Source organism: Streptomyces malaysiensis subsp. samsunensis (assembly GCF_024519315.1).
GTDB classification, from domain to species: domain Bacteria; phylum Actinomycetota; class Actinomycetes; order Streptomycetales; family Streptomycetaceae; genus Streptomyces; species Streptomyces malaysiensis.
Window position 1 is genome coordinate 22,491 of the sequence record NZ_JANIIC010000061.1, and the last position, 22,511, is coordinate 45,001.

A 22,511-nucleotide genomic window follows, 5' to 3' on the forward strand; every position below is an offset into this window, starting at 1 on the left:
CCTACCGGGGCTCAGGAGCTGATACGCCGATAGGATCGATGACTCGCGGAGGAAGGCCGTCGCCACGGGGGTGCCGGACGAGAACTGTCCCTCCGTGCGGAGGGATGAGGGATCCGGTGAGCCAGGTCGTCGTCAAGCGCCAGCCACGGGCTCTGCCGCCCGAGGTGCCGACCGAGGAACTCCGCCTCGAACCACCCCCGGAACTGCCGCGCGGGCAGCAAGAAGGCATGCTGATGCAGCTGCTGCCGACGCTTGGCATGGGCTCGTCGATGGTCTACTTCTTCATGCCGGGCGCCGCCCCGATGATGAAGATCATGGGCGTGATGATGATGTTCTCCACGCTCGCCATGACCATCGCCATGATCATGCGGTATCGGCAGGGCTCTCAGGGCCAGCGGGCGGACATGCGCCGCGACTACCTCAAGTACCTCGCACAGACGCGCCGGACCGTACGGCGCACGGCGCAGCGGCAACGCGACGCCCAGCTCTATCTGCACCCCGCCCCCGAGCAGCTGTGGGCGATCGTCGCCGAAGGCAGCCGCGTGTGGGAACGGCGCCTGAACGACGACGACTTCGCGCAGGTGCGGCTCGGGCTGGGAACGCAGCAGCTCTCCACGCCGCTGATCGCCCCCGAGACCGCCACCGTGGACGAGCTGGAGCCGCTGGCGGCAGGTGCGATGCAGCGCTTTCTCGCGACCCAGGGGGCGCTGGACAACCTGCCCATGGCGGTGTCGCTGCGCGCCTTCTACCACATGACCGTGTCCGGAGTTCCGGAGCAGGTGCACGGGATCGCCAGGGCGCTGATCGCCCAACTGGCCACCCTGCACTCGCCGGAGGACCTCGTCATCGCGACGGTCGCCGCACGCGGCGCGGCGGAGGAGTGGGAGTGGACGAAGTGGCTCCCCCATGCGCAGGTGCCGGGGTCCTTCGACGGCGCGGGCTCACGGCGGCTGTTCGGCGACTCCCTCGCCGAGGTGGAGGAGCTGCTGAGGGGGCGGCTGGAAGGCCGCACCCGCTTCAGCAGGGACGGACAGCCGGTCCTCGACCAACCACATCTGGTGCTCGTACTCGACGGAGCGATGGTGCCACCGGACTCGGCGTTCGCGGCGGCCGAGGGTTTGCAGGGCGTCACCGTCATCGAGATCCTGGCGGGCGAACTCGACGAACCGCGCGGCGGGTTGTCGATCGTCGTACGGCCGGGCAGGCTTCAGCTGGAGTCGCAGGTCGCCGGATACGACGGCACGCCCGACTCGCTGTCCGTGGAAGCGGCCGAGGCGCTCGCGCGGCAGCTCGCGCCGCTGCGCATGGGCGGGGACGACGACGATGAGCCGCTGCTCGCCAATCTCGACTTCACCGAGTTGCTGGGGTTGGGCGACGCCGGTTCGGTGGATGTCTCCCGCACCTGGCGGCCCCGCTCGCTGGCCGAGCGGCTGCGTGTGCCGATCGGCGTCTCGGAGGACGGCTCCCCGGTCATGCTGGACCTCAAGGAGGCGGCGCAGGACGGTATGGGCCCGCACGGTCTGTGCGTCGGCGCGACGGGCTCGGGCAAGTCGGAGCTGCTGCGAACCCTGGTGCTGGGGCTGGCGGTCACGCATTCGTCCGAGACTCTCAACTTCGTCCTCGCGGACTTCAAGGGCGGCGCCACCTTCGCGGGCATGTCCGAGCTGCCCCACGTGGCCGCGGTCATCACCAACCTCGCCGACGACCTGACGCTGGTCGACCGCATGCGCGACTCGATCACCGGTGAGCTCCAGCGCCGTCAGGAGCTGCTGCGTTCGGCGGGCAATTACGCGAACATCCATGACTATGAGAAGGCACGGGCGGCCGGCGCCCCGCTGGAACCCCTGGCGTCACTCGTTCTGGTGATCGACGAGTTCAGTGAGCTGTTGACGGCGAAGCCGGACTTCATCGAGATGTTCATCCAGATCGGCCGTATCGGCCGATCCCTGGGGGTGCATCTGCTGCTCGCCTCGCAGCGGCTGGAGGAGGGCCGTCTGCGCGGCCTGGAGACGTACCTCTCCTACCGCATCGGCCTGCGCACCTTCTCCGCCGCCGAGTCCCGTACGGCCCTGGGCGTGCCGGACGCTTACCACCTTCCCCCCGTTCCCGGCTCCGGCTACCTGAAGTTCGGCACGGACGAGATGACCCGCTTCAAGGCGGCGTACGTCTCCGGCTCGTACCGCACGGGCCCGGCGCAATTGGACAGCGCGTCCCTGCCCGTCGAGCGCCGACCGGCCCTGTTCACGGCCGCTCCCGTCCCGGTGACGTACGCAGCCCCGGATCCGGAAAGGCTGAACGCCCTGGTCCAGCCCGAGGACGAGGCGCTGGCGGAGACGGTCCTGGACGTCATCGTGAGCCGCCTGGAAGGCCAGGGCCAGCCCGCCCACCAGGTCTGGCTGCCTCCCTTGGACGAAGCGCCTTCCATGGACGAGCTGCTGCCGCCGCTCGCACCCACACAGGAGCGGGGTCTGCAATCAGCGGACTACGCCAGGCCGGGCGGTCTCGTCGTTCCTCTGGGCCTCATCGACAAGCCGTTCGAGCAGCGGCGCGACATCCTCTACCGCGACTTCTCCGGCGCCGCGGGCCACATGCTGGTGGTGGGCGGCCCGCAGTCCGGCAAGTCCACACTGATGCGTGCCCTGGTCACGGGCTTCGCCCTCACCCACACCCCCGCCGAGGTGCAGTTCTACGGACTCGACTTCGGCGGTGGCGGTATGAGCTCCATCGCGGATCTGCCGCATGTGGGCGGGGTCGCCTCCCGTCTGGACCCCGAGAAGGTGCGGCGGACCGTCGCCGAGGTCTCCGGGGTGCTCGCCCGGCGTGAGGAGTACTTCCGTGCACAGAACATCGACTCCATCGCCACCTACCGACGCCAGCGTGCGGCCGGACAACACGCCGACCAGGGCTGGGGCGATGTCTTCCTCATCATCGACGGCTGGGGCAACTTCAAGGCCGAGTACGACATGTTGGAGGGCGTCGTCACCGATATCGCCGGCCGGGGACTCGGCTACGGCGTCCATGTCGTCATCACCGCTTCCCGCAACATGGAGGTCCGCGCATCGCTGAAGGACCAGCTGCTCAACCGGCTGGAACTGCGCCTCGGTGACACGATGGACTCGGAGTTCGACCGCAAGGTCGCCGCGAACGTCCCGGTCGGCGTCCCCGGCCGCGGTCAACTCCCGGAGAAGCTCCACTTCATGGGCGCTCAGCCGCGTATCGACAAGGGCCACGACCCCGACACCATGACCGAGGCGACGGCCGAACTGGTCCGCGCGGTCAGCACCTCCTGGTCCGGCCCGCCCGCCCCGCGCGTACGACTGCTCCCGCGCAAGCTCCGCGCGGACGAACTTCCCAAGGGCTTCGAATACCCGCAGCACGGCATCGCGATCGGCATCGACGAGACAAACCTGGAACCTGTATTCGTCGATTTCGACACCGACCCGTTCTTCGTCATCTTCGGTGAAAGCGAATCGGGCAAGACATCGCTCATCCGTCTCATCGTCAAGCAGATCATCGAGCGGTACGGGCCGGACGAGGCGAAAATCGTGGTGGGCGACTACCGCCGCTCCCTGCTCGGTGTCATCCCGGACAGCCATCTCCTCGAGTACGCCCCGATCGCGTCCGCCCTGGAACTCCACGCCAATGCGCTGAACGGGCTGATGGAACGGCGCGCCCCCAAGCCGGACATCACCCCTCAGCAGCTGCGCGACCGCAGCTGGTGGAGCGGCCCCCAGTTCTTCGTCATCATCGACGACTACGAGCTGGTTTCCACCAGCACCGGTAACCCGCTGGCAATCCTCACCGAAAACCTGCCCTTCGCACGGGACGTCGGTATGCGCTTCATCATCGCCCGCAATACCGCGGGCGCCTCCCGTTCGATGTTCGAGACCTTTATGCAGCGCGTGAAGGAACTCGGCGCCCAGGGCATGGTGCTGTCCGGTGACCCCGGCGAGGGCGATGTCTTCGGCGGAGTCCGCCCACGGCCCATGCCACCCGGCCGCGGTTTCTTCGTCTCGCGTAAGCGTGGGGTGCCGCTGACGCAGGTGGGGTGGCTGCCGGAGCAGTAGAGCGGCAAGGGCAGGGGGCTGCGGTCCGCGCAGGTCCCTGCTAGCTTGACGTGTACATAGAGTAGTTCGCTTTGCGACTTCATACACTGGGGGAATCATGTCGTTCGAGGACGAATGGGCTGGTATCAAGGCCGAAGCCGCAAAGCAACAGGAATCCCATATGCGGCTCAATCAGCTCGACGACGGCAACGGCGGCCGGGGAATTCCGCAGAAGAAGCTGAAGGTCACCGCTTCGGTACTGCGAAACAAAGCCGGCAAGGTCGACCACGTGAGCACCGGCTTCGCCAAAGCGGACAACGAGACGATGACCGAGACCGGCCAGGTGAAAGCGAGCCTCAAGGGCTTCGACTCCGCAGCGGCGTTCGCCACGTTCCAGGAGCGGTGGCGATCCCAAATGCGTTACGCCCAGGGGCTTCTGTCGCAGGGCCTGGCAGGTCCGCTACGAGACGCCGCCACGCACTTCGAGGTGACCGACAAGGGCATCGGCGACCAGATCGACCGCGAGGGAAAGAAGCGGGACGGCGGCCAGGACAAGGTAGCCAGGTAGCACCTATCCCCCGGAACGACGGTCCCAGCTCAAGGCGGAAGCGCATATGGTCACCTATCACACGCTCATCACCGTCAACCTCACCCCACTCTCCGAAGCGGTCGACAAGTGGCGCACCCTGCCCGGGAAATTCCGACAGGTCGGCACGAATCTGCGCACTGAAGTGCAGACCCCTCTGACCAATTCGGATTGGGAGGGCGAGGCAGCGGATTCGGCTTTCAAGCGGATGCAAAAGGCAGCCAAGGAGATTGAACTGGCCGCCTGCGAAGCCGAGGACGTTCATGGCCTGCTGCATGACGCGTACACGGCGTTCAAGAACGCCAAGAAGAAGCTCCAGGAGTACAAGAAGGACATCGAGGAGGCGAAGCACCTGGCCATCGACGACACAGGGCACGTCTCCTACAAGCCGACGAACCTCGACGATCTCACGCCGGCGCAACAGGGGCTACAGGCGAAGAACTTCAGTGAGGTCGTAGCGAACTACAACAGTTACATCAACGATGTCGTCTCCAACGCCACCACGACCGACGAGATTCTTGCCTGGGCGCTGACCCAGGACGGCAACGGCCGGGATGAGGGCTTCTCCGACGACGGGTACGGCAGCACCAAGGACGCGAAGGCTGGGCGCGAGCAGGCACGCAAGGACCTCAAAGAGGTCGAGGAACTGGCGAAGTCCAAGAAGAACCTCAGCGCCACCGAGATCGCCCGGGCGAACACGCTCCTCTCCCGGCACGAGGGCGACCCCTACTTCTCCGAGAAGTTCGCCACCGATCTCGGCCCCAAGGGAACCCTGGAATTCTGGCAGCACGTCACGACCGGCCAGCAATTCGGCGACGAGCGCACCAAGAACCTGGAGAAACTCCAGAGATCACTCGGCTACACCCTTGCCACCGCCTCTCACTCCAACAGCGATGAGATGAAGCAGTGGAAGAAGGACATCATCAAGCTGGGGCCCCGGCGCGTCATGGACACCGACTGGGAGGCCGGGACGAGCACTCCGGGGTCCTATGGCTTCCAGGTGATGAGCAGCCTGCTGCGGTACGGCGAATACGACAAGGACTTCCTCGTCGACTACGGCAAGGGCTATCCCGATCCACACAGCAAGGACGGTCGCACCGGCGGCCTGTTCGAGTTCGACCGCAAACACAAGGATGACCTGAAGGATCTCTACTGGCCCGACGGGTACGAGACGTACGTCAACTTCGGCGAGGACAATGACCACGGAGTCGACCCCATGGCGGGCTACATGGAGTCGCTGGGGCACAATCCGGAAGCGGCCCAGACCATTTTCCACCAGGACCGCTTTGAGCAGGATGACAAGGTCCCGCCGAACGACGATCTCATGTATCTGCTCAAAGAGCGCAAATGGCTGAATGGAAACTTCTACGCCGAGGACGGTAAGGGATTCGGCTATGACGAGCTGGGACACGCCTTCGAGGCTGCCGCGCTGGGACATCCCTACGACCAGCCCGAGCTGGGCCTCAACCGCAACCCCGCCAGTGTCAATGTCGCAACCCAGCTGATCAGTGTGGTCGGTGACAACTCCGGTATCCTCGCGGACAAGTCCGGCCTCAGTGACAGTTTGGCTCGCGTGGGCGCCGGCTACATCGACAATCTGGACTGGGCCACTGCCAACCATGGCGATGCCGAATCCGGGGCGAAAACCCGCGACGCGGCTTTCGGCGCACTCGGCTCATCCGACATCTCCATCGCCAATGAAACAGCCAAGAACTTCCTGTCGGCGGTCGGCAGAGATGACAGCGGCTATCAGATTCTCTCCGCAGCCCAGCACGACTTCACGACGGACGTACTCAAGGCCCACCCGAAGGCGGACGACGCTCTCACCCTGGCTCTGGGCACCGGCGCCGAGACGCAGGGCATCCTGGACGAGGCCCGCTCGGACGCCATCATGAGCGACGCGAACGACAGCAAAGAGGAGAAGGCGAGGAAGCTGTCGGAAGCCGGGGAATGGCAGAAGTACCGGACGAGTACCGGGATCAGCACCGTCACCAGCCTCGTCACCGTCCCGTTCGAGGCGGCGAGGGCGACGCCTTTCGTCACACCCTTCGTCGACGCCGCCACCGGTGCCATCGACACCCAGGCCGGTATCAACATCGACCGGGAGATCGAGAAACAGCAGAAGGAGTTCGACGACAAGGTCGACGCGGATGCTCACAACATGCAGAAGAAGTTTGTCGAAGCGAGCCAGCGTCGTTCGGTCAACCCACTCGATGCCTATATCGCCGCCCATCCTGAACTCGACGACGGTGCCTGGTACAACCAGGCCAGCGAGCGTGTGAAGGCTGGCTACATACGCGGCGTGGGTGACGCCCAACTGACCGGGAGCGGCAGCTAATGGAGCCGACAGGAGAGATCGTGCCACGCAAATTTCGCCTGACTTTTGGGCGACTGGCAGCCCTTGCCTGCACATCTGTCATCGCCGTCACGGGCTGTGGCGGCGACGACGAGTCCAAGGATCCGAAGCCGACCGCCAAGCCAACGGCCGACGCCGGGCTCATTCCTGTCGCCCAGGCATGCGGCGGCCTGTTCGACAAGGCCATCGCGAAGGAGGCTCAGGAGCCGAACGGACCCAGCAAGGTCTATCCGGTCAAGACCAGGAGCACCGACCAAGTGTCGAAGGCGCTGCGCGAGGAGTCGGCCAGGAGAAGCACGCCCGAGGACCTCTGCACTTTGACGGACAAGGCCGACGGCAAAGAGTTGCTCGCCATCACCGTCGCGTGGACTCCCCACTCGCCCCCATCGGGCCGGTCGGTGCACTACACGACCACCGTCGGTCCGGAAGACGCCGGCAGGCTCGTCGTCACATGTGACATCGGCAGCAGCGGCGGGACAGCATCGGGAGGGGGTCGTTCCCTGGAGTTCGCCATGCGCGACTACTTCACCGTCAGCGACCACTCGCACGCCAAACTGCTCATCGCCTCGGCAAAAAAGATAACGGCGCAGCTGGACTGCCAGAAAGATCCCGAATACCCCGATCCGAAGGTTGTAGCACCGCCGCCGAAGCCGGGGTTGCGGTAAGACGTGAATATGGGTGTGGGCAACCGCTTCAGCGGTTGCCCACACCCATACTGCGTGCGACGCACTCTCAGAACGTGATGTCCTGGAACAGCTGGGCCGACTTCTTGTCGGTCGCGTGGTAGTCCATGCTGCCGGTCCTGACCTTGGTCGCCACCTCTTTGAGCGTGCTCTCGATGTGGTTGGCGCGCGTCTTGAACTGCCTCTCCGCGGCCAGCATCATCTGGTGAGCCTCGCCCTCCCAACCGTCGGTGACACCCTTCACCGCGGCGATGATGGCCTCGATCTGCTGGCTCACCACCCTGGCGCCGCGCTCGAGGTCACCGGCGGTGTCCTCGAGCGAGTTGTATGTGACCTTGATGTCCATCCCGTCACCGGACACTTATGCTCCACCCCTCGTGGTGTCTTGATGGTTGTCGATCATTTCCGTCCCAAGGGCCCACCTTGATGGCCCCGTGGACGACTAGAACTGGTCGACCTTGCTGTGGGCCAGGCCATCCGCACCACGACCGAGCTGCCCGCCCGCCTCGCTGCCATTGACGTCAATGCTGCGGAGCTGGGATGCGATCTCGGTGTCGTTGGCACCACCGGAACGGTGCGTGAGCTGCACCGCCTCGTGGATGTTGACGATCAGCTGACGCAGGGCCTCGTGATCCTCGTTCAGGCTCATCTGAGCCCTCCTGAACGCGCTTCCGCCCTGACCGGTCCAGGCGGCCTCCACCGTGTCAATGGCGTTGATCAGCGTGCGCAGGTTCTGTGAGAGGTCCTCACTGACACGCCCGAGGTCGCCCTCGAACTTCCTGAAATGTGCATCGCTTATCCGCTGCGAGCCCGACATCTTTCCACCTTCCCCCATGATGTGTTGGTGAGCCGAGCTGGGGATTCTTTCGTCAGCTCACCACTCTGTGGAGTTTCCTACCCGACATGGCAGGAAGCGTATAGCTGTAGTTGGTGCTGGTTACGGCCTGGCCATCGTTCCACCACGACGCCGCACAACGGTGAAGGCGACCGCGGCCCCGACGACCACAACGCCCGCACCCAAGGCGACCCAGAGCGTCGTATTACCGCCGTCGTCGCTCGTTTTGGCCTCCGCTGCGGGTTTCTCGGCAGCTTGCTCATCCGATGCGGGGGACTGTGAGGGATCCCCCGCGGGCTTAGACGCCGACCCGGAAGGCTCCGGTTTCGTCGCCCCCTCACGAGCGAGCAATGGATTCGTGTTGGCCGGCCCCGGATCCCCCTCGCCATCAAGGAGCACCTTGCGAGGACGGACCGAGCCATACCCGAGGTAACTGCTCGGGATGTCACCGGTCGTGGGCTTCGCTGCGGTCTGCATCATGACGCGCAGGACCTGGTTGTTGGTCCACTTGGGGTGCTTGGACCAGATCAGGGCGGCGGAGGCGGAGGTGATGGCGGTGGCTTGGCTGGTGCCATGCGAAGTGCAGACGTTACTCCCGCAGCGAATGGGGATTTCGTCCCCGATGGCCACCAGCCCCACTTGATCGCCAGACGTAGAGAACCCAGCCACCTTCCCCGTACGATTGATGGCGCCCACACCTACGACGCCGGAAAGTGAAGATGGGTACTCGGGATAGTTTTCCTTATCCCCGCTGTTCCCCGTGGCAGCGAATATCAAGGCACCTTTGTTGATCGCGTACTTTACGGCGGCTCGAGCCTTGGTGAAGTACATGGAACTCGTGCCCCCTGTCCCAAGAGAGATATTCAGGACTCGAGCACCGTGATCCACCGCATACCTGATGGCCCTGGAAATTAGTGGGTCAGCGGCATCCGTCCTGCCATCAACCATAGCTTTGATGGGAAGGATCTTGGATTCCGGCGCCAACCCCTGGATGCCACCGCCGCTCCCCGTCCCGGCGATGAGAGCGGCCATGTTAGTCCCATGCCCATTCTCATCTTTATTCACATCTGTTGGTGAGTTAGAGGCGTCTATACCGGACAGCACTTGCCCTTGTAGCTCGGGCAGCGATGCCTTAACGCCCGTGTCGATAACGGCGACGGTGACCCCTTTGCCCTTACTCACCTTCCACATGTCCTCGGCCTGCATGTCCTTCAGGTACCACTGCTGAGAGCTGATGTCCTGTGCGGCTGCCGCGGGCGCGATACCACCCACCGCCATGAGCCCGGCTCCGAGTATCGCCAGAGCCGATAGGGAACGCCGCCGCGCTCCGTACTTCTGAAAGGGCATAGGTGAGTGCTCTCCTCGGCGTTGCACAGCGATCTGTCGATCTAGTCGATGACCGGCGGGATCGTGTCACGCCGCCCACCCGACCAGTTCTCTTCGTCGTCCTGAAGGTAATCGGGCCTGGAGCCGGAGGGTTCCGAGCCGTTCGGTGCTCCCCTGCCCGAGCGTGGCATCGGCTCAGGCTGTTGGTTGGCCCGTACAAGCCCGGATCCCCCTGGGGTGAACTCCGACTGCGTTCCGCGCGCGGAGCGCGCACCGCTGACGGAACCTCCCGACTCCGACGCGCGCCGCTGGCCCTGGCCACCACTGCCCCCAGGGGCGTGCGTACCACTCTCGGCGGATACACCGCCCGCGCCCAGGGGACCACGCCTTGGAGGGATACCGTGTTCGTCTCCGACGGCCGTCCCCCGCGGCAAACGCTGCCCATTCGCGTTGTTCGGTCCTCGTGGACTGTCCACGGTCCCACCCGGCTCCGAGGCGAGCCGCCGGCCCGACCCCCCATTCACAGGCGGAGGCGTGCCTTTGAAGCCGTGTGTGGCGGGCCCCACCGGCCCGCGCCTCATCAGCCCTTGCTCTTCTCCGATGACTCTGCCCCGAGGAATCCGCGGAGTGTTGGTTTGCCCGGGTGGGCGAGCCTGGGTCCCGCCGTGGATGCCGTCAGGCAACCCGGTTCGAGGAATGCCCGTCGGCCGAGGTTGCTTTCCCCCACCTTGGTAAGGCGCAATGGGTCCACGTACGGGGTTCCCCCCACCTCGCATAGGCGGCGGGGCACTTGGCAGGAGCGGCCTGGGTCCGTTTGGCACCACAGGGTTTATGTGCTGCTGAGACGCATCCTGCGGCGGTGAAACAGGGGGCCTGCTTTGATCGATGACGTCAGGTGAAGGTGGCGTCATCGTGGAGTCAATGCTGATCCTGGCGTCCCCCACAGCATTCGGCACAACGTCCACATTCGAGTCGCCGTGCCCTGTGGGGACGGCTGCCGACTGAGACGCAGTGACAGCCCCCGGACCCCCACCGAGATGAGAAGCACCGGATACCGGTGTACCTACCTCGGATTGAGCCGTCTCTGAGGAGCCGGGTGCAGGCGGGTTGTAATGCGGGGCGAACCCGGGCGGCAAGGGCGGAAAGTTCGGCTCCTCGAGATTGTTGATCTCCGTGTAAGCCGTCTCGTAATACGAGTCCAGCTTGTCCATCTGCTGGAGCGCTTCCAGGTGGTGCTTATCCGCGACCGCCTGCTCCGCATCGCTCTTGTGCTTCTTGTCATCGGCCGCCGTCGGGGCCGGCATCGCGGCCTTGACCTCGGTCAGACCCTGGCCCGCAGCGGTCATGTGTACGCCGACGAGCAAGGTGAAGTCAGCCATCTTGTGGGTCTGTTTGGCCACCTCACGACCCCACTCGCGGAAGGCGTCGGCACCGTCGCCCTCCCAGTGCACCCGCTCAGCGTGTGCCTTGAGCTCCTCCGCGATGGCACTGATGTCGTCGAAGGCAGCCGTCAAAGCGGCCCCGACATCGGTCAGCGCGGTCGGCTTCGCGGTCGCGACCATGTTGTAGAGCTCGTCGTGGGACCGTTTCTCGAACTTCCCTCCGGCCATCTACCTTCTCCCCCTCACAGCGCGTCGCCCCCGACCTCTTTGCCCTTGTGGTTCCCGCCCTGACCAGCGTGCTTCTGGGGGGCCTCGCGGTAGTATTTCTGCGCGCGTGCCTGGATCTCCTGCATTCGGCGGGCCTGCTCGGCGTCCATGCCGTCGAAGCCGCGCTCGGCGACGATCGCCATGAGGCCCATGGCCTCGATCTGGTCACCGAAGGACTTGGACAGGGTCTCCAGCCGCGCGTGGACCTTCTCATAGAGGTTGGCCAGATCGTCAGCGGAGGTGAACCCGGGGCCCGAGCCGTACGCGTCCCGAGTGATGGACTGTTGCGAGATCGTCTTGCGCGATGCCGGAGACTTATCAAGGTCGGTCAGAACCTTGTCCAAGCGCTTCTTGAACTTGGCAAGGGTCTCGGCTTCCTTGACCAGCCTCTTGCCGAACGGCGTCTGCGGCACAGACCCCGGCTCTATGGGCCTCACGCTGTCCCTCCCCGTATGACACCAACGATGTCCTAAGCCACTCTATCCATCAGACTTGGACACCCCAACTGCCCCGCAGCTACGGGCCGTCGACGGTTCAGTAACGGCCCCTCCCCCAAACGACGCATACGAGGCACACGTCACATCCAGCGACACTAACGACTTCACCACAGGCGCGCATGAGTACGCATACCTATTTCCCGGGACGACAGCACAGGTGTGCGCTCCGCCCTCAGGACGAGACGCGCCATCGGCACCGGGCGGGGGCCTGGTGGGGACAGCCCCCGCCCCGGCTTGCCGCAGCCAGGCAGCGGGGGCGCGAGGTAGGCAGGAGTACCGAGATCAACATCGGGGGACCGACCGCTTCGTCCCTACCTGTCCGAGTCCCCCGGCACGGGCACCCGCGCCGATTATTGGTCGTTGGGTTTGTAAGACTTATCGACGTAGCAGGGCGATGCCAGGGAGACCGAGATGCTGTCACGCATCTTCTTCTCCCACTTCGATGGGTTCGGGTAGGTGGAAGGAAGACTTAGTTCGATCGTGACCGTGTAGTGCTCCTTTTTGTCCTCTACCTCAAGTCGGAGCTGACGCGCCTTGGAGTTGGCCTCTCCATAGCGATAGACCTTCCAGCCCTGCTTCGGGAGTTCGCGATAAAGCCTGTCCATGGCCTCCTTCAGAGCATCCGCTGATGGCCCCACCACCGACCACCAATGGTTCACACGGTAGCCGTGTTCAACGTCCTTGCAGGGGCTGGCGTGCGGGGCGGCGGGGGAAACGTCGCCCCGGAGCTCAGAGAGGTCGAGGATCTTGCTGGACTGCCGCCTGGCCAAGTCCTTCGCATCCTCTAGGGCCATACGCCGTGGCGTGTAGTCCAGACCGTCTTCGTCTTTTGTCACCGTTGAACATCCTGTCGCGGCGATGAGGGCAGACATCGCGAGGCCGACACGCAAGGCGAATCGGCGTTGTACGGATTCCGTCACTTGCGTGTCACTTCCCCATACCTTCCGACCACAACCTTTGCCTGGTTCTGAAGACTCTCGGAGTCTTCATCCCAGTAGCCGCTGTGCCCTGACGTGTCAGTGTTGACGACATTGCCCCCGAAATCAGGGTCGGTTGGCTCGCGCGGATCAATTCGAATCACTCCGAGCCTGATTCCGTTTTCGTCCGTTGGGTTCAGATCGGCCGGGCCGGACATGCCGTCCCCATCAAACCAGGGAATAATATCCGGCATCTCAAAATTGACATCTTTTTTGGCATGCCCCCAGGACCCCACTTCAGGAACCGGGTCGCTTGAAGGCCACGGTATCTCGCTCTTCCCGGCGTCGGCTGCCCAGACATGATCCTCGCCGACATCGAGATCTGAAGCATGGCCGACCTGCATACCAGGGCTACCCGCCACAAAGATGTCGTCCGCTGCCAGATCCCCCTGACGGGCCGCAGATCCGATAACGGTGCTCCCATAGCTGTGACCTTCGATGGTCAAGTGTCCAGGATCCCCATTATGAGAAGCACGCAGGCCGCTGACGAAGTCGTTCAATTTGGGTCCACCGTCGTCAGCATAACTACTTTTGGGCGCATCGGCCACGATACTCTGCGGGGCATCGTAACCAAGCCATGTAATAGTGGAGACGTTCTGCCCTTGCGCTATGCCATCACTTGCTCTCCATAGCTTTTCCATTCGCCCGACATCTCCACCTATTTTCTCAAGGTTCGACGTGGTCCCTGGAACGTAGACTGCCGTATGGTCTGCTGTGTCGGGATTACCGTTGGCCACGATGGCGTGACCTTCGCCCTTAGTATCGAAGCCGAGCAAATACGCTTTCGGCAACGGTTTCTCTCCAGGGTGCTTGGGATCCACCTGCCCCGTCCGGTCGAAGCGGTCCTGGATGGCTTCCATCCCCTTCAGCGCCGCTTTCAACTCTCGCTCTTTGTCTCCGTACCGCTTATCCCAAGCGACCCACTCTCCGCTGTACGCGTTGCCCGGAACGGCATCGCGTATACCTACATATTTATTCGGCTCCTTTGGAATCTCCTGAAGCTGCATTGAGTACTCGCCGTGCTTCTCCGCGAGCACGACGCGGTTAGCCTCATCCCGAACATCTGCCGGAATGCCGTTGAGTGATCCGAGACTGTCGGGGTATACAGAGGCGTAAGTCGATTTCTCCTGATCGGAAAGCCCCTTCCACCACTTGGCGTTATCTTCCGGGTTGCCGTGCTCAGGCGGGTGCTTGATCTCGCCAAGGTAATCCTTCGCGCCATGGCGGACTCCAGTGGCGTCCTTTTTCGCGTCAGCCCAGTCCTCCGCGGCGACGACCAGATCGTCGTCGGCCTTCAGCGCTCGTAGCTTGGGGGCCCATTTCTCATCGGCCTGTGTGGCCTGATCGACGGCTTGGGCGATGCGGTTCGCGATGGCCACCGCGCGGCCGAAGTTCGGGTTGGGGTGGATGTTCGCGGCCTGGCGCTCCAGGGCTGAGGCTACGTCGTTCGCGTCGCCGGTCGGGTCGATCGGCTGGTTCGTCGGCTTGCCCTTCGCGCTGCCCTTGACCGTGCCGCCCTCCGGCACTTTGCCGTCGACCTTGTCGCCGGCCGCCGGGTAGCTCACCGAGCCATCGGGGCCCACGGAGAACTTCTCTGCCGCGGCGTCCTCTACAGCGGCTTCGAGTCTGTTCTTGGCCGCTCGTAATTCATAGGCCAGAGAATTGAGAGCGATGGTGATGAGGGCGCATTCGACCTGGGTGTAGTGGAAGTTCGTCGCCAGCTTCCGGAGCTGTATCACGGCGGCGTCGACGGCCTCACCCTCGAGCGTATTCCGCACGCCTGCGGCTATCCGTTGCTCGAGGTCGTCCTTGACCTGGCTGGCCATGTCACCGACGGTTCGGTAGCCATCCGCCGCATCCTCGAACTCCGATGGCTTGAGGGATTTGAGCGTCGCGTAGTCCATCGGTCCGCGTCACCGACCCCGGCTCTCGCCACCGACGGGCTTCGTGTCCTTGTACAGGCCGTCCAACCCGTCGAACGCGCCCTTGATGGCCTCGTCGTTCTTGTAGTGGTGGTCCCCGGCCCTCTCAAGCCGGTCCTGGATCGCCCCGCACCTACCGCTCACGCCATTCAGATAGCGCTTCCAGGAGCTGTAGAGCTCCCGTTGAGCCGCCGCGCTCTCGATGCCGCCCCCGCTCTCGCTACCCGCGCCCAGGCCGGTCTGCTCCTCCTCCAGCTTCGTCAGCGCCGTCTTGATGTCCCCCCGGAGCTTGCCGACTCCTCCGGCCGCCGTCGTCCAGGCGTTCTTGCTGGACTTCAGGTTGCCGGATCCGCCTTGCCCCCAGTTGGGCTTGTTGTCGGCGCTCGCGAGACTCATTCCGGTCTCTCCGGACGCCTCGCGCTTCATCTGCTCCCATTCGGCATCAAACGTCGACATATGCCCCCCACTCATGTGATTCACAGCGACGTCAAATGGCTCAGTGTAGGGGAACGATCAAGCACCCCCCTGAGTACTTCTACTCAGCCGGGCCAGAGCGCCGGCGCCTCCGTTCGTTCAGAACTGCCGCCAGTCCCGCGATGCCCGCCACCACAACGGCCGCGGCTCCCACGGAGTACGTCGCGACCCGTTCCTTGCGCTCCTGAGGGGTTTCGCCCAAGGCCATGGGAGCGCGGTCGGGCGCGGCGGCGCCGTGTGCGGCGCCCTTGTCCAGGGTGACGTGGTCGATGCGGGTCTCGTCCTCGGTGAGGGCGCGGACGGGGTCAACGACACCCCATCCGATGAAGAGGTCATGGTGGTTGACGGCTCGCTCGGCGGTCTGCTCGATCTGGGCGACCACCTCGTTCTGCTTCCAGTCCGGGTGCTTGGCACGGATCAGGGCGGCGACACCGGCGACGTACGGCGCGGAGAAGCTGGTGCCGTTGTCCACGCATTGGCCGCCCTTGGGGACGGTGGAGACCATTTCGACACCGGGAGCGGCCACATCGACGAAGTCACCGGACTGGGAGAAAGGGGCGCGCTCGTTGTTGCGGTCCGAGGCGCCGACGGCGAGGACGCCGTCGTAAGCGGCCGGGTAGGTCAGCTTGACCTTGCCGTCGAGACCGTCGTTGCCCGCGGAGGCGACCACGACGACATCCGCTTGCAGCGCGTTCTCAACGGCTTGCTCCAGATTGCTGTTTGCCTGGAGTGGTTTGATGGTGTCCTGGGAGATATTGATGACGCGGGCTCCCGCGTCAACCGCCCAGTCGATCGCCGTGGCCATGGTGTCGGTGGTACCGGAGCCCTTTTCATCGTTCTGCCGGATCGGGATGATCTCGGCTTTCGGAGCGATACCGACGAATCCCGTTCCCGAGCGCGGACGAGCGGCGATGATGCCGGCGACCTTGGTTCCGTGGCCGACCGAGTCGTCCGTCCCGTCGCCCTTTTTCCCCTTGGCCAGACTCTTCTTGCCGCCCTTGCGGACCTCTTTGCCGTGCTTGGTGTCGACGGCGTCTTTGAGCTGGGGATTGGTGTTGTCAACACCCGTGTCGATGACAGCGACTTTGACCGGACGGCCCTCCGGGTCCAGCCCCTTGGTGTCCTCCCACAGCTGGTCGAGCATGACACGCTGAAGGGACCAGGGGGTGCCCTTGATCTGCTTGGCGGGATAAGTGCATTCGCCACTGCCTGCGAGGGACAGGTCCGGCGCCGCTGAGGCCGAAGTCGGTCCGGCCGCCGCGGTCAGCGCCGTGAGGGCTGTGGCCGCCGAGAGGGCGAAGGGTTTGATGGTGCGCCGCATAAGTTCGCGCTTCCTCATGTCCTATGACCCCTGGGGCTGCCTGGCGCTGTTGGCGTCGAGACGCGGACCGGTGGGCAGGAATTCGGACCAGTCCGCGGGCACCGGAATCGGGTTGACGTCCTGGTATCCGAGGCTGCGCTGGGCCCTGTTGGCGTCCTGCTGCGCCTGAGCGGCCTTGTCCTTGTCGGAGCCCTCGTCACCGATCTTCGACTTGCCGGAATCGCTGTCGTTATTGGACTGGACCGAGTAGCGAAGCCCGGTGTCGGTCACCAGGAAGACCGGACCATTCTTGATCTGACGCCCACTCACCTGACGGTAGAGCACTCCCGACCCCGGGGTCACATACGCGCTGGTGGCACCGTCGGGAATGGTGGCCGGGAAGTCCCTGCCAGCCCAAGTGGCCACCTTGGAACCACCCTTGGCAGTCACACCGTCCATGATGCTGCAACTGGTGTCGCGGGCTGCGCTGCCCAGTGCGGGATCGACGGAGTTGGCCTGGTTCGGGATTTCGCTGGGCCAGTGGTACTGGCCGTAGAACTCCTTCGTGTCCGGGGTGAACGACGGGGCACCCACTCGCTTGGCCAGACTCGCCTCATTGATGGAAGTCTTACTCCTGAGCAGGAGCTTGGCGACGAACTCCGAGACCCGCTGGACCTTTCCCGGCAGCACCACATACTTCTGGGTGCCGGCTCCGGTGGGCGCCTCAAGCACCATTCCCACCCGGTTCGCCTCGCCGAGGCTCGGCACCCCGGCGTCATCGCCGATGCCGCCCGGAACCTGCGGAAAGTCGATCGGCACCCCGTCCCTGAAGGTCGCCAGCCAGTCCCTGGTGACCCGCTGTGGCTGAGCCCCGTCGTGAAAGATCGAGCGCAGCAGAAGATTGCTGTCCGCGGCGGACTTCGCCTTCCAGTCTTTGCCTCCGATCAAATACTTGACGCCCCGCGGGTCGACGAGATAGCGGGCACCGTCCTGGCCCTGCACATAGAGAGCCTGGCCGCCATGGAGCGCCTGGGACCCCCGCAGCTTCTTCAGCTTCGGGTCCCGCTCGGAGAAGAGGAAGACGGCTTTCTGGGTGGTGTTCCCATTCCCGCCTGGCTGTTCACAGACCGCCCAGGTCATGCGCTTCTTCGCCTCGTCCGCACTGGGGATGCGGTCCGGTGCGTACGGGATGCCGATCGTGGGGCCACGCGGGATGTGGCCGTCGTCGAGCTCCGACTCCTTGACCTTGATGACGCTGGACTTATCGGGGTCGAGAAGGAGCTTGGCGGAGGCGAGGTTCAGCACGGGATGGAGTTGAGGCTTGCCACCAGTCTTCAGGATGACGTACCGAGTGGTGGAGTCACTGCCGACGATCACATGCGATTCCGGGGTGTCCCACCCCTTGGGGGCAACGGGTTTGAACATCCCCCAGGCCCCGAAACCGGCGAGGATCAGGGCCCCGACGACGACTCCGGGAAGGACCGCGCGCAATGGACGTGGCGCCCCCTCCTCCGTACCGCTCGGCGTGGGTTGCAAAAACGCGGCGACCGTCCGCTTCTTCGCAAAGATGTAGGCGTTGAGTTCATCCCGCCGTGATGCCATTTTTAGCCGCTTCTCCCCGCTTTTCGGCCTCGGTAGTCAGGTAGCCTGCCCTCGGTCCTGGTGTCGTACCGACCCTCTACTATGCCGGTAGTGAACTGGCTCATGCTGCCCGGGGACACTCACCGGGGGCGATCGACGACCAGGCCGTTCGGGCCGGTTTCGGACATTAGGGGGCTGACGGGGATGGCTGCCGCAACGCGCGCACGTACCGCCAGGAGCGCGTCCGGCCGAGGAGCACCGAGCGGATCCCGTCCGCCCGCGCCCGCTGACGCTCCACCGACAGCGCCCCCCATCGCCTCCGCCACCCCGCGCACGATGTCCCGGCCAGGCAGCATCGGCCCCCTGCGGTTGCAGCAATTCGTGCTGATCGAGGTAGCCGCGGCGATCGTGCTGGCCGCGGGGGTCGTCAACAAGTTCCTGCTGCTGCCCGCCGGAGCCGTGGGTATCGTCCTGGTTCTGCTGGCCGTGGTCACGCGCCATCAGCAGCCGATACCGGAGTGGCTGGGCACCGCGCTTGCCCTGCGCAGGCGCCAGCGGCAAGCGGCGAAGCCGATCGAGGCGGGCGCGGACCCCGGTTTCACGCCCGCCCTGGAGTGCGAACCGGCCCTGCGCACCTATACGTTCACCGATCGTGAGCGGCGCATGGTCGGCCTGGTGGGCGACGGCACCTTTCTGACCGCGATCCTTCAGGTGGACGCGACAGATTCGCCGCTGCGCCCTCACCGTACCCAGCGTCCGCTTCCGCTCTCACTGCTGCGCGACGCCATGGACGTCGACGGAATCGCGCTGGAGTCCGTGCAGGTGGTGCAGCATGCTCTGGCGGCGCCCGCACCCCATCTGTCGGCCCAGACGGTGCCCGTGCGCAACTACGGGCCGCTTCAGGAGCAGACGGGAGCACCCGCGGTCCGTCTGACGTGGGTCGCGTTGAAGTTCGACCCGGAGCTCTGTCCGGAGGCCGTAGCGGCCCGAGGCGGGGGCCTGGAGGGTGCGCAGCGATGTGTGCTGCGGGCGGCGGATCAGCTGTCGAGCAGGCTTCAGGGGGCAGGTTTCGGCGTGACGCTCCTGCCGGAGGAAGGCGTGACAGCGGCGATCGCCACCGCCGCCAGCGTCAACCCGAGGGCGACGGCGCAGGCCCGGCAGACCAACACGCTCAGCCGACGCACGGTGGAGAGCACACGAGCCTGGCGCTGCGACGACCGGTGGCACACCACGTACTGGATCAGCCGCTGGCCGCAGTTGGGACCGGGCGCCACACCCCTTCCCCAACTGGCCGCGCTGCTGACCTCGCTGCCCGCGCTCGGGACCACGCTCAGCCTCACCCTGCGACGGGGCGGGACACAGGGCGGCCGGCCCGCGCCCACGGTGACCGGGCATGTGCGGATCACCGGTCATAGCGCGGACGACCTGGTCGGGATGAGGCGTGAGCTCCAGCGCACCGCCCGTGGGGTACGGGTGGGTCTCGCACGGCTGGACCGCGAGCAGGTACCGGGCGTACTCGCCACTCTGCCCCTGGGAGGTACCCGCTGATGGCCATGCAGACGACCGCCTCAGGCGGCCCTTCTTACGCTCCGGCCTCCGCACCTGGCCATATGCCAGGTCAGACGGACGAGCCGGTGGCACCCGCCCCGCGCAGGATGCGACGGGGGTTCGGGCTGATCGGACCGCGGCGTCAGCGGCATGAACTCCCCCCGGAGCAGTTCGACGCACTGGCACTGCCGATCGGCGACGACGGGGTGATGATCGGTGTCGGCGCGCGGGATCAACCCGCGGTACTGGGCCTGCACCGTCCCATGCCCTTCAACGTCGTCCTGGTCGGCGGGCTCTGGACAGCTCAGGTGATCGGGCTGCGAGCGGTCGCCACGGGCGCGCGGGTCACCGTGGAGACCGGCCGGCAGCAGATGTGGGCGTCATTGGCGCAGGCCGCGAATGGCGGATACCAGAGCATGACGCTCCACGACGTGGGGCGTGTGCCACCGCAGGGACCCTCGATCGGCAGCCCCGTCCTGGTGATCCGTGACGCGGGCATGCGACCGCCGCGCGGGCGGGTGACCTCGGCACCTTGGCAGTCCGTGCTGACGCTTCTGCCCTACCTGAGCCCGGTCGCACCCCGGCTCATGGAGAACGCGGACCTGGTGGGCATCCAGCGGGTGTCCCCCGAGGAGGCCGTCCAGGTCGGGCGGATCATGGGGCTGCCGTCCACGGACGTCGAGTCACTGTCCACGCTCCCTGACGGGGTCACTCTTTGGTGTGATCGCCAGTCCCGGCTCTATGTCGCGACACATCCGACGGATATCGAATCCGGCCTGTTGGGCGGGCCTCGCCGCATGGACTGACGGTGTTCGATTGCCGCCGCCCACACCGTGGATGAGACTGTCAGCCAAGCACCAGGCGGGCTTGTATCCGCGGTACCCGAAGGGATTCTCCACCGATGGCCGATGCCAAAGAGAAGGAAGAGCTGTACGCCCTCGACATCTCCGGTGTCGAGTGGCTCAGCGCACCTGGCAGCACCTCCGAGGATCGGGTGGAGATCGCCTACCTGCCGAACGGGGCGGTGGCCATGCGGAATTCGACCGACCCGCAGACCGTGCTCCGGTACACGGAGGCCGAATGGCGCGCCTTCGTCCTGGGCGCGAGGGACGGCGAATTCGATCTGAGCTGAGGAGCGTGCCCGTGGGTGCGGACACCGGTCGGTGTTCGCACCCACGGACGTCCCATCATTTGCCGGCGATCAGCGGCCGAAGGCCATCAGGAGTTTTTCGGTGGTGGCGTCGTTGCCGGTGATGCGGTTCGTGGCGATGTAGAAGTTGCCGTCGCGGTAGATGTGGGTGGCGGAGTAGAAGCCGCGCTCCGTTTTTTGGGTGGCCTGGGGCAGCCGTAGCAGGGCCTTGGGCTTGCCGCCGTTGGGGCCGATGCGGACGATCTGGCCGGGGGCGGCGTATGAGGGCTTTTCGTAGGTGATGAGAGTTCTGCCGTCCATGTTCAGCGGGAGCAGGAGCCGTCCGGCGACCTTGACGGCCCATTTCCTCTGGCCGGTGTTGAGGTCGAAGGCGTGGACCTCGTTTGTCGAGCCCAGGCCCTGGTCCTGGGTCATCTCGGTGGGCAGGTAGAAGGTGTCGGCGGAGACCGCTACGCCCTCGCAGTTGCCCATGTTCGTGCCGAAGATGTCCATTCCGCACTCCGGCTGGTAAGACCGCTTACCCAGCGCGAGGGCCGAGCGTTCCTTGCCGTCGTCCGAGATGGCAAGGACGCCGCCGGAGCGCCGGTTCTGGTCGATGAGGGCCACAACGGCTGGGCTGCTGGAGAAGATGTTGCTGACCTTGTAGCCCTTACGGATGGTGTAGGTCCACTTGATCGAGCCGCTGGGAGTGAGCTGCTGGAGCTTCGCCGTGCCGTTGGTGCAGGAGTAGGCGCGCAGCAGGACCTTGCCGCCCGCGTAACCGTCAATGGAGCAGCCCGCACTCGGTTTTTCGAGTGAGACTTCCTTGCCGTCGCTGACCCTGATGACGGCGGAGCCCCCGAACCAGGCCATACCGACGAGGTCGCCGCTCTGCGCCATGCCCACGTTGGTGTGGCCACCGCCCATGGAGCCGCCCTCGGGGGCGGCGTGGTCCCAGAGCTTGGCGCCCTTCTTCAGGTCGATCAGGGCGAGTTGGCTGCACGAGTTCTTTCCGTGGCCCTCGTAGGCGACCACGACCTTGCCGTCGGTCGTGGAGGTGGGAGCGGCGCAGACCGCCTTGGGGAGCGAGAGAGTCCACTTGCTGCCCCCTTCGTCGTTGTAGGCGACGATCTTGTTCTCGACCGTCTTGACGACATAGCCCTTCATCGCCCAGAAGCCCGGCACTTCGAGGTTGCTCTTGCTGACCTCGGGCGCGGGCGTCTGATAGAGGACCTTGGCCTCGCCCGCCCGCCGCTGGTCGTTGGGGTCGCTTTCACCGTTGCCGCGGCCGCCGGTGCTGTCGCCGTCACCGGTCGTCGGCTGAGGTGTCGGGTTCTGTGTCTCCGGCCGGCCCGGGGTGGTCGTAGTGGGTCCGGCGGTGGGCTTCTTACCGCCGTCATCGCCGCCCACCGCGGCGTACACCCCGCCACCCGCCGCGAGCAGTACCGCCACCGCCGCGCCGATGACGAGAACTTTCCGCTTCGGGCCCGGGCCGCCGCCGGTGGGTGGAGGCGTGCCGTACGGCCCACCGGGGGGCGGGGAGTATGGGCCGCCGTACCCCGGCTGCCGCGCATGCGGGTTCTGGGCGTACGGGTTCGTGGG

General features: G+C 65.3%; 17 protein-coding genes. 7 read left to right on the forward strand and 10 right to left on the reverse strand.

Annotation, left to right across the window (positions count from 1 at the left end; genetic code table 11):
* The first annotated feature begins 116 nt into the window (after positions 1-116).
* The 4 genes from eccCa (at position 117) to NQU54_RS37930 (ending at position 7,653) form a co-directional block, all read left to right on the forward strand.
* Complete coding sequence (gene eccCa / locus NQU54_RS37915) at positions 117-4,067, forward strand: type VII secretion protein EccCa (RefSeq protein ID WP_257634955.1); 3,951 nt, start codon at positions 117-119, stop codon at positions 4,065-4,067.
* A 97-nt stretch (positions 4,068-4,164) separates the two neighbouring features.
* Complete coding sequence (locus NQU54_RS37920) at positions 4,165-4,614, forward strand: type VII secretion target (RefSeq protein ID WP_257634956.1); 450 nt, start codon at positions 4,165-4,167, stop codon at positions 4,612-4,614.
* A 46-nt stretch (positions 4,615-4,660) separates the two neighbouring features.
* A complete protein-coding gene (locus tag NQU54_RS37925) occupies positions 4,661-6,970 on the forward strand; it encodes a hypothetical protein (RefSeq protein WP_257634957.1) in 2,310 nt (769 codons plus the stop codon).
* Between the two features lie 20 nt (positions 6,971-6,990).
* Positions 6,991-7,653, forward strand: coding sequence for a hypothetical protein (locus NQU54_RS37930; protein WP_257634958.1), 663 nt, complete (start codon positions 6,991-6,993; stop codon positions 7,651-7,653).
* 67 nt (positions 7,654-7,720) lie between these two features.
* Here NQU54_RS37930 and NQU54_RS37935 read toward each other — a convergent pair whose 3' ends face one another.
* The 9 genes from NQU54_RS37935 to eccB all read right to left on the reverse strand — a co-directional run bounded on the left by NQU54_RS37935 (position 7,721) and on the right by eccB (position 18,253).
* Positions 7,721-8,032: a WXG100 family type VII secretion target gene (locus NQU54_RS37935; protein WP_257634959.1), complete on the reverse strand. Its 312-nt coding sequence runs from the start codon at positions 8,030-8,032 to the stop codon at positions 7,721-7,723.
* 81 nt (positions 8,033-8,113) lie between these two features.
* Entirely contained in the window at positions 8,114-8,488 is a 375-nt protein-coding gene (locus tag NQU54_RS37940; protein ID WP_079259172.1) for a WXG100 family type VII secretion target, read from the reverse strand.
* Positions 8,489-8,608: 120 nt separating this feature from the next.
* On the reverse strand, positions 8,609-9,853 hold the full coding sequence (locus NQU54_RS37945; protein WP_257634960.1) for a S8 family serine peptidase: 1,245 nt from the start codon (positions 9,851-9,853) through the stop codon (positions 8,609-8,611).
* A 1,603-nt stretch (positions 9,854-11,456) separates the two neighbouring features.
* Positions 11,457-11,918, reverse strand: coding sequence for a DUF2563 family protein (locus tag NQU54_RS37950; RefSeq protein ID WP_100806003.1), 462 nt, complete (start codon positions 11,916-11,918; stop codon positions 11,457-11,459).
* 410 nt (positions 11,919-12,328) lie between these two features.
* Positions 12,329-12,898 (reverse strand): hypothetical protein, encoded by a 570-nt coding sequence (locus NQU54_RS37955; protein WP_257634961.1) that lies wholly within the window; start codon positions 12,896-12,898, stop codon positions 12,329-12,331.
* The gene (locus NQU54_RS37960; protein ID WP_257634962.1) at positions 12,895-14,859 is read right to left on the reverse strand and encodes an alpha/beta hydrolase; all 1,965 of its coding nucleotides are present in this window, start codon (positions 14,857-14,859) and stop codon (positions 12,895-12,897) included. Before NQU54_RS37960 ends, NQU54_RS37955 begins: the two co-directional genes overlap by 4 nt.
* Before the next feature lie 9 nt (positions 14,860-14,868).
* Entirely contained in the window at positions 14,869-15,333 is a 465-nt protein-coding gene (locus NQU54_RS37965; RefSeq protein ID WP_257634963.1) for a hypothetical protein, read from the reverse strand.
* Positions 15,334-15,412: 79 nt separating this feature from the next.
* Positions 15,413-16,690 (reverse strand): type VII secretion-associated serine protease mycosin, encoded by a 1,278-nt coding sequence (gene mycP / locus NQU54_RS37970; protein WP_372506216.1) that lies wholly within the window; start codon positions 16,688-16,690, stop codon positions 15,413-15,415.
* A gap of 3 nt (positions 16,691-16,693) precedes the next feature.
* Positions 16,694-18,253 carry a type VII secretion protein EccB gene (eccB, locus tag NQU54_RS37975; RefSeq protein ID WP_257634964.1) on the reverse strand — a complete coding sequence of 520 codons (1,560 nt, stop codon included), beginning with the start codon at positions 18,251-18,253 and terminating at the stop codon, positions 16,694-16,696.
* 183 nt (positions 18,254-18,436) lie between these two features.
* Here eccB and eccE point away from each other — a divergent pair, with 183 nt between their 5' ends.
* The 3 genes from eccE (at position 18,437) to NQU54_RS37990 (ending at position 20,912) form a co-directional block, all read left to right on the forward strand.
* On the forward strand, positions 18,437-19,780 hold the full coding sequence (gene eccE, locus NQU54_RS37980) for a type VII secretion protein EccE (RefSeq protein ID WP_257634965.1): 1,344 nt from the start codon (positions 18,437-18,439) through the stop codon (positions 19,778-19,780).
* Complete coding sequence (locus NQU54_RS37985; RefSeq protein WP_257634966.1) at positions 19,780-20,586, forward strand: hypothetical protein; 807 nt, start codon at positions 19,780-19,782, stop codon at positions 20,584-20,586. Before eccE ends, NQU54_RS37985 begins: the two co-directional genes overlap by 1 nt.
* A 95-nt stretch (positions 20,587-20,681) precedes the next feature.
* Positions 20,682-20,912: a DUF397 domain-containing protein gene (locus NQU54_RS37990; RefSeq protein ID WP_079259162.1), complete on the forward strand. Its 231-nt coding sequence runs from the start codon at positions 20,682-20,684 to the stop codon at positions 20,910-20,912.
* A 69-nt stretch (positions 20,913-20,981) separates the two neighbouring features.
* On the opposite strand, the gene NQU54_RS37995 is transcribed toward NQU54_RS37990, so the two are convergent.
* On the reverse strand, positions 20,982-22,361 hold the full coding sequence (locus NQU54_RS37995; RefSeq protein ID WP_257634967.1) for an outer membrane protein assembly factor BamB family protein: 1,380 nt from the start codon (positions 22,359-22,361) through the stop codon (positions 20,982-20,984).
* Positions 22,362-22,511: the final 150 nt, after the last annotated feature.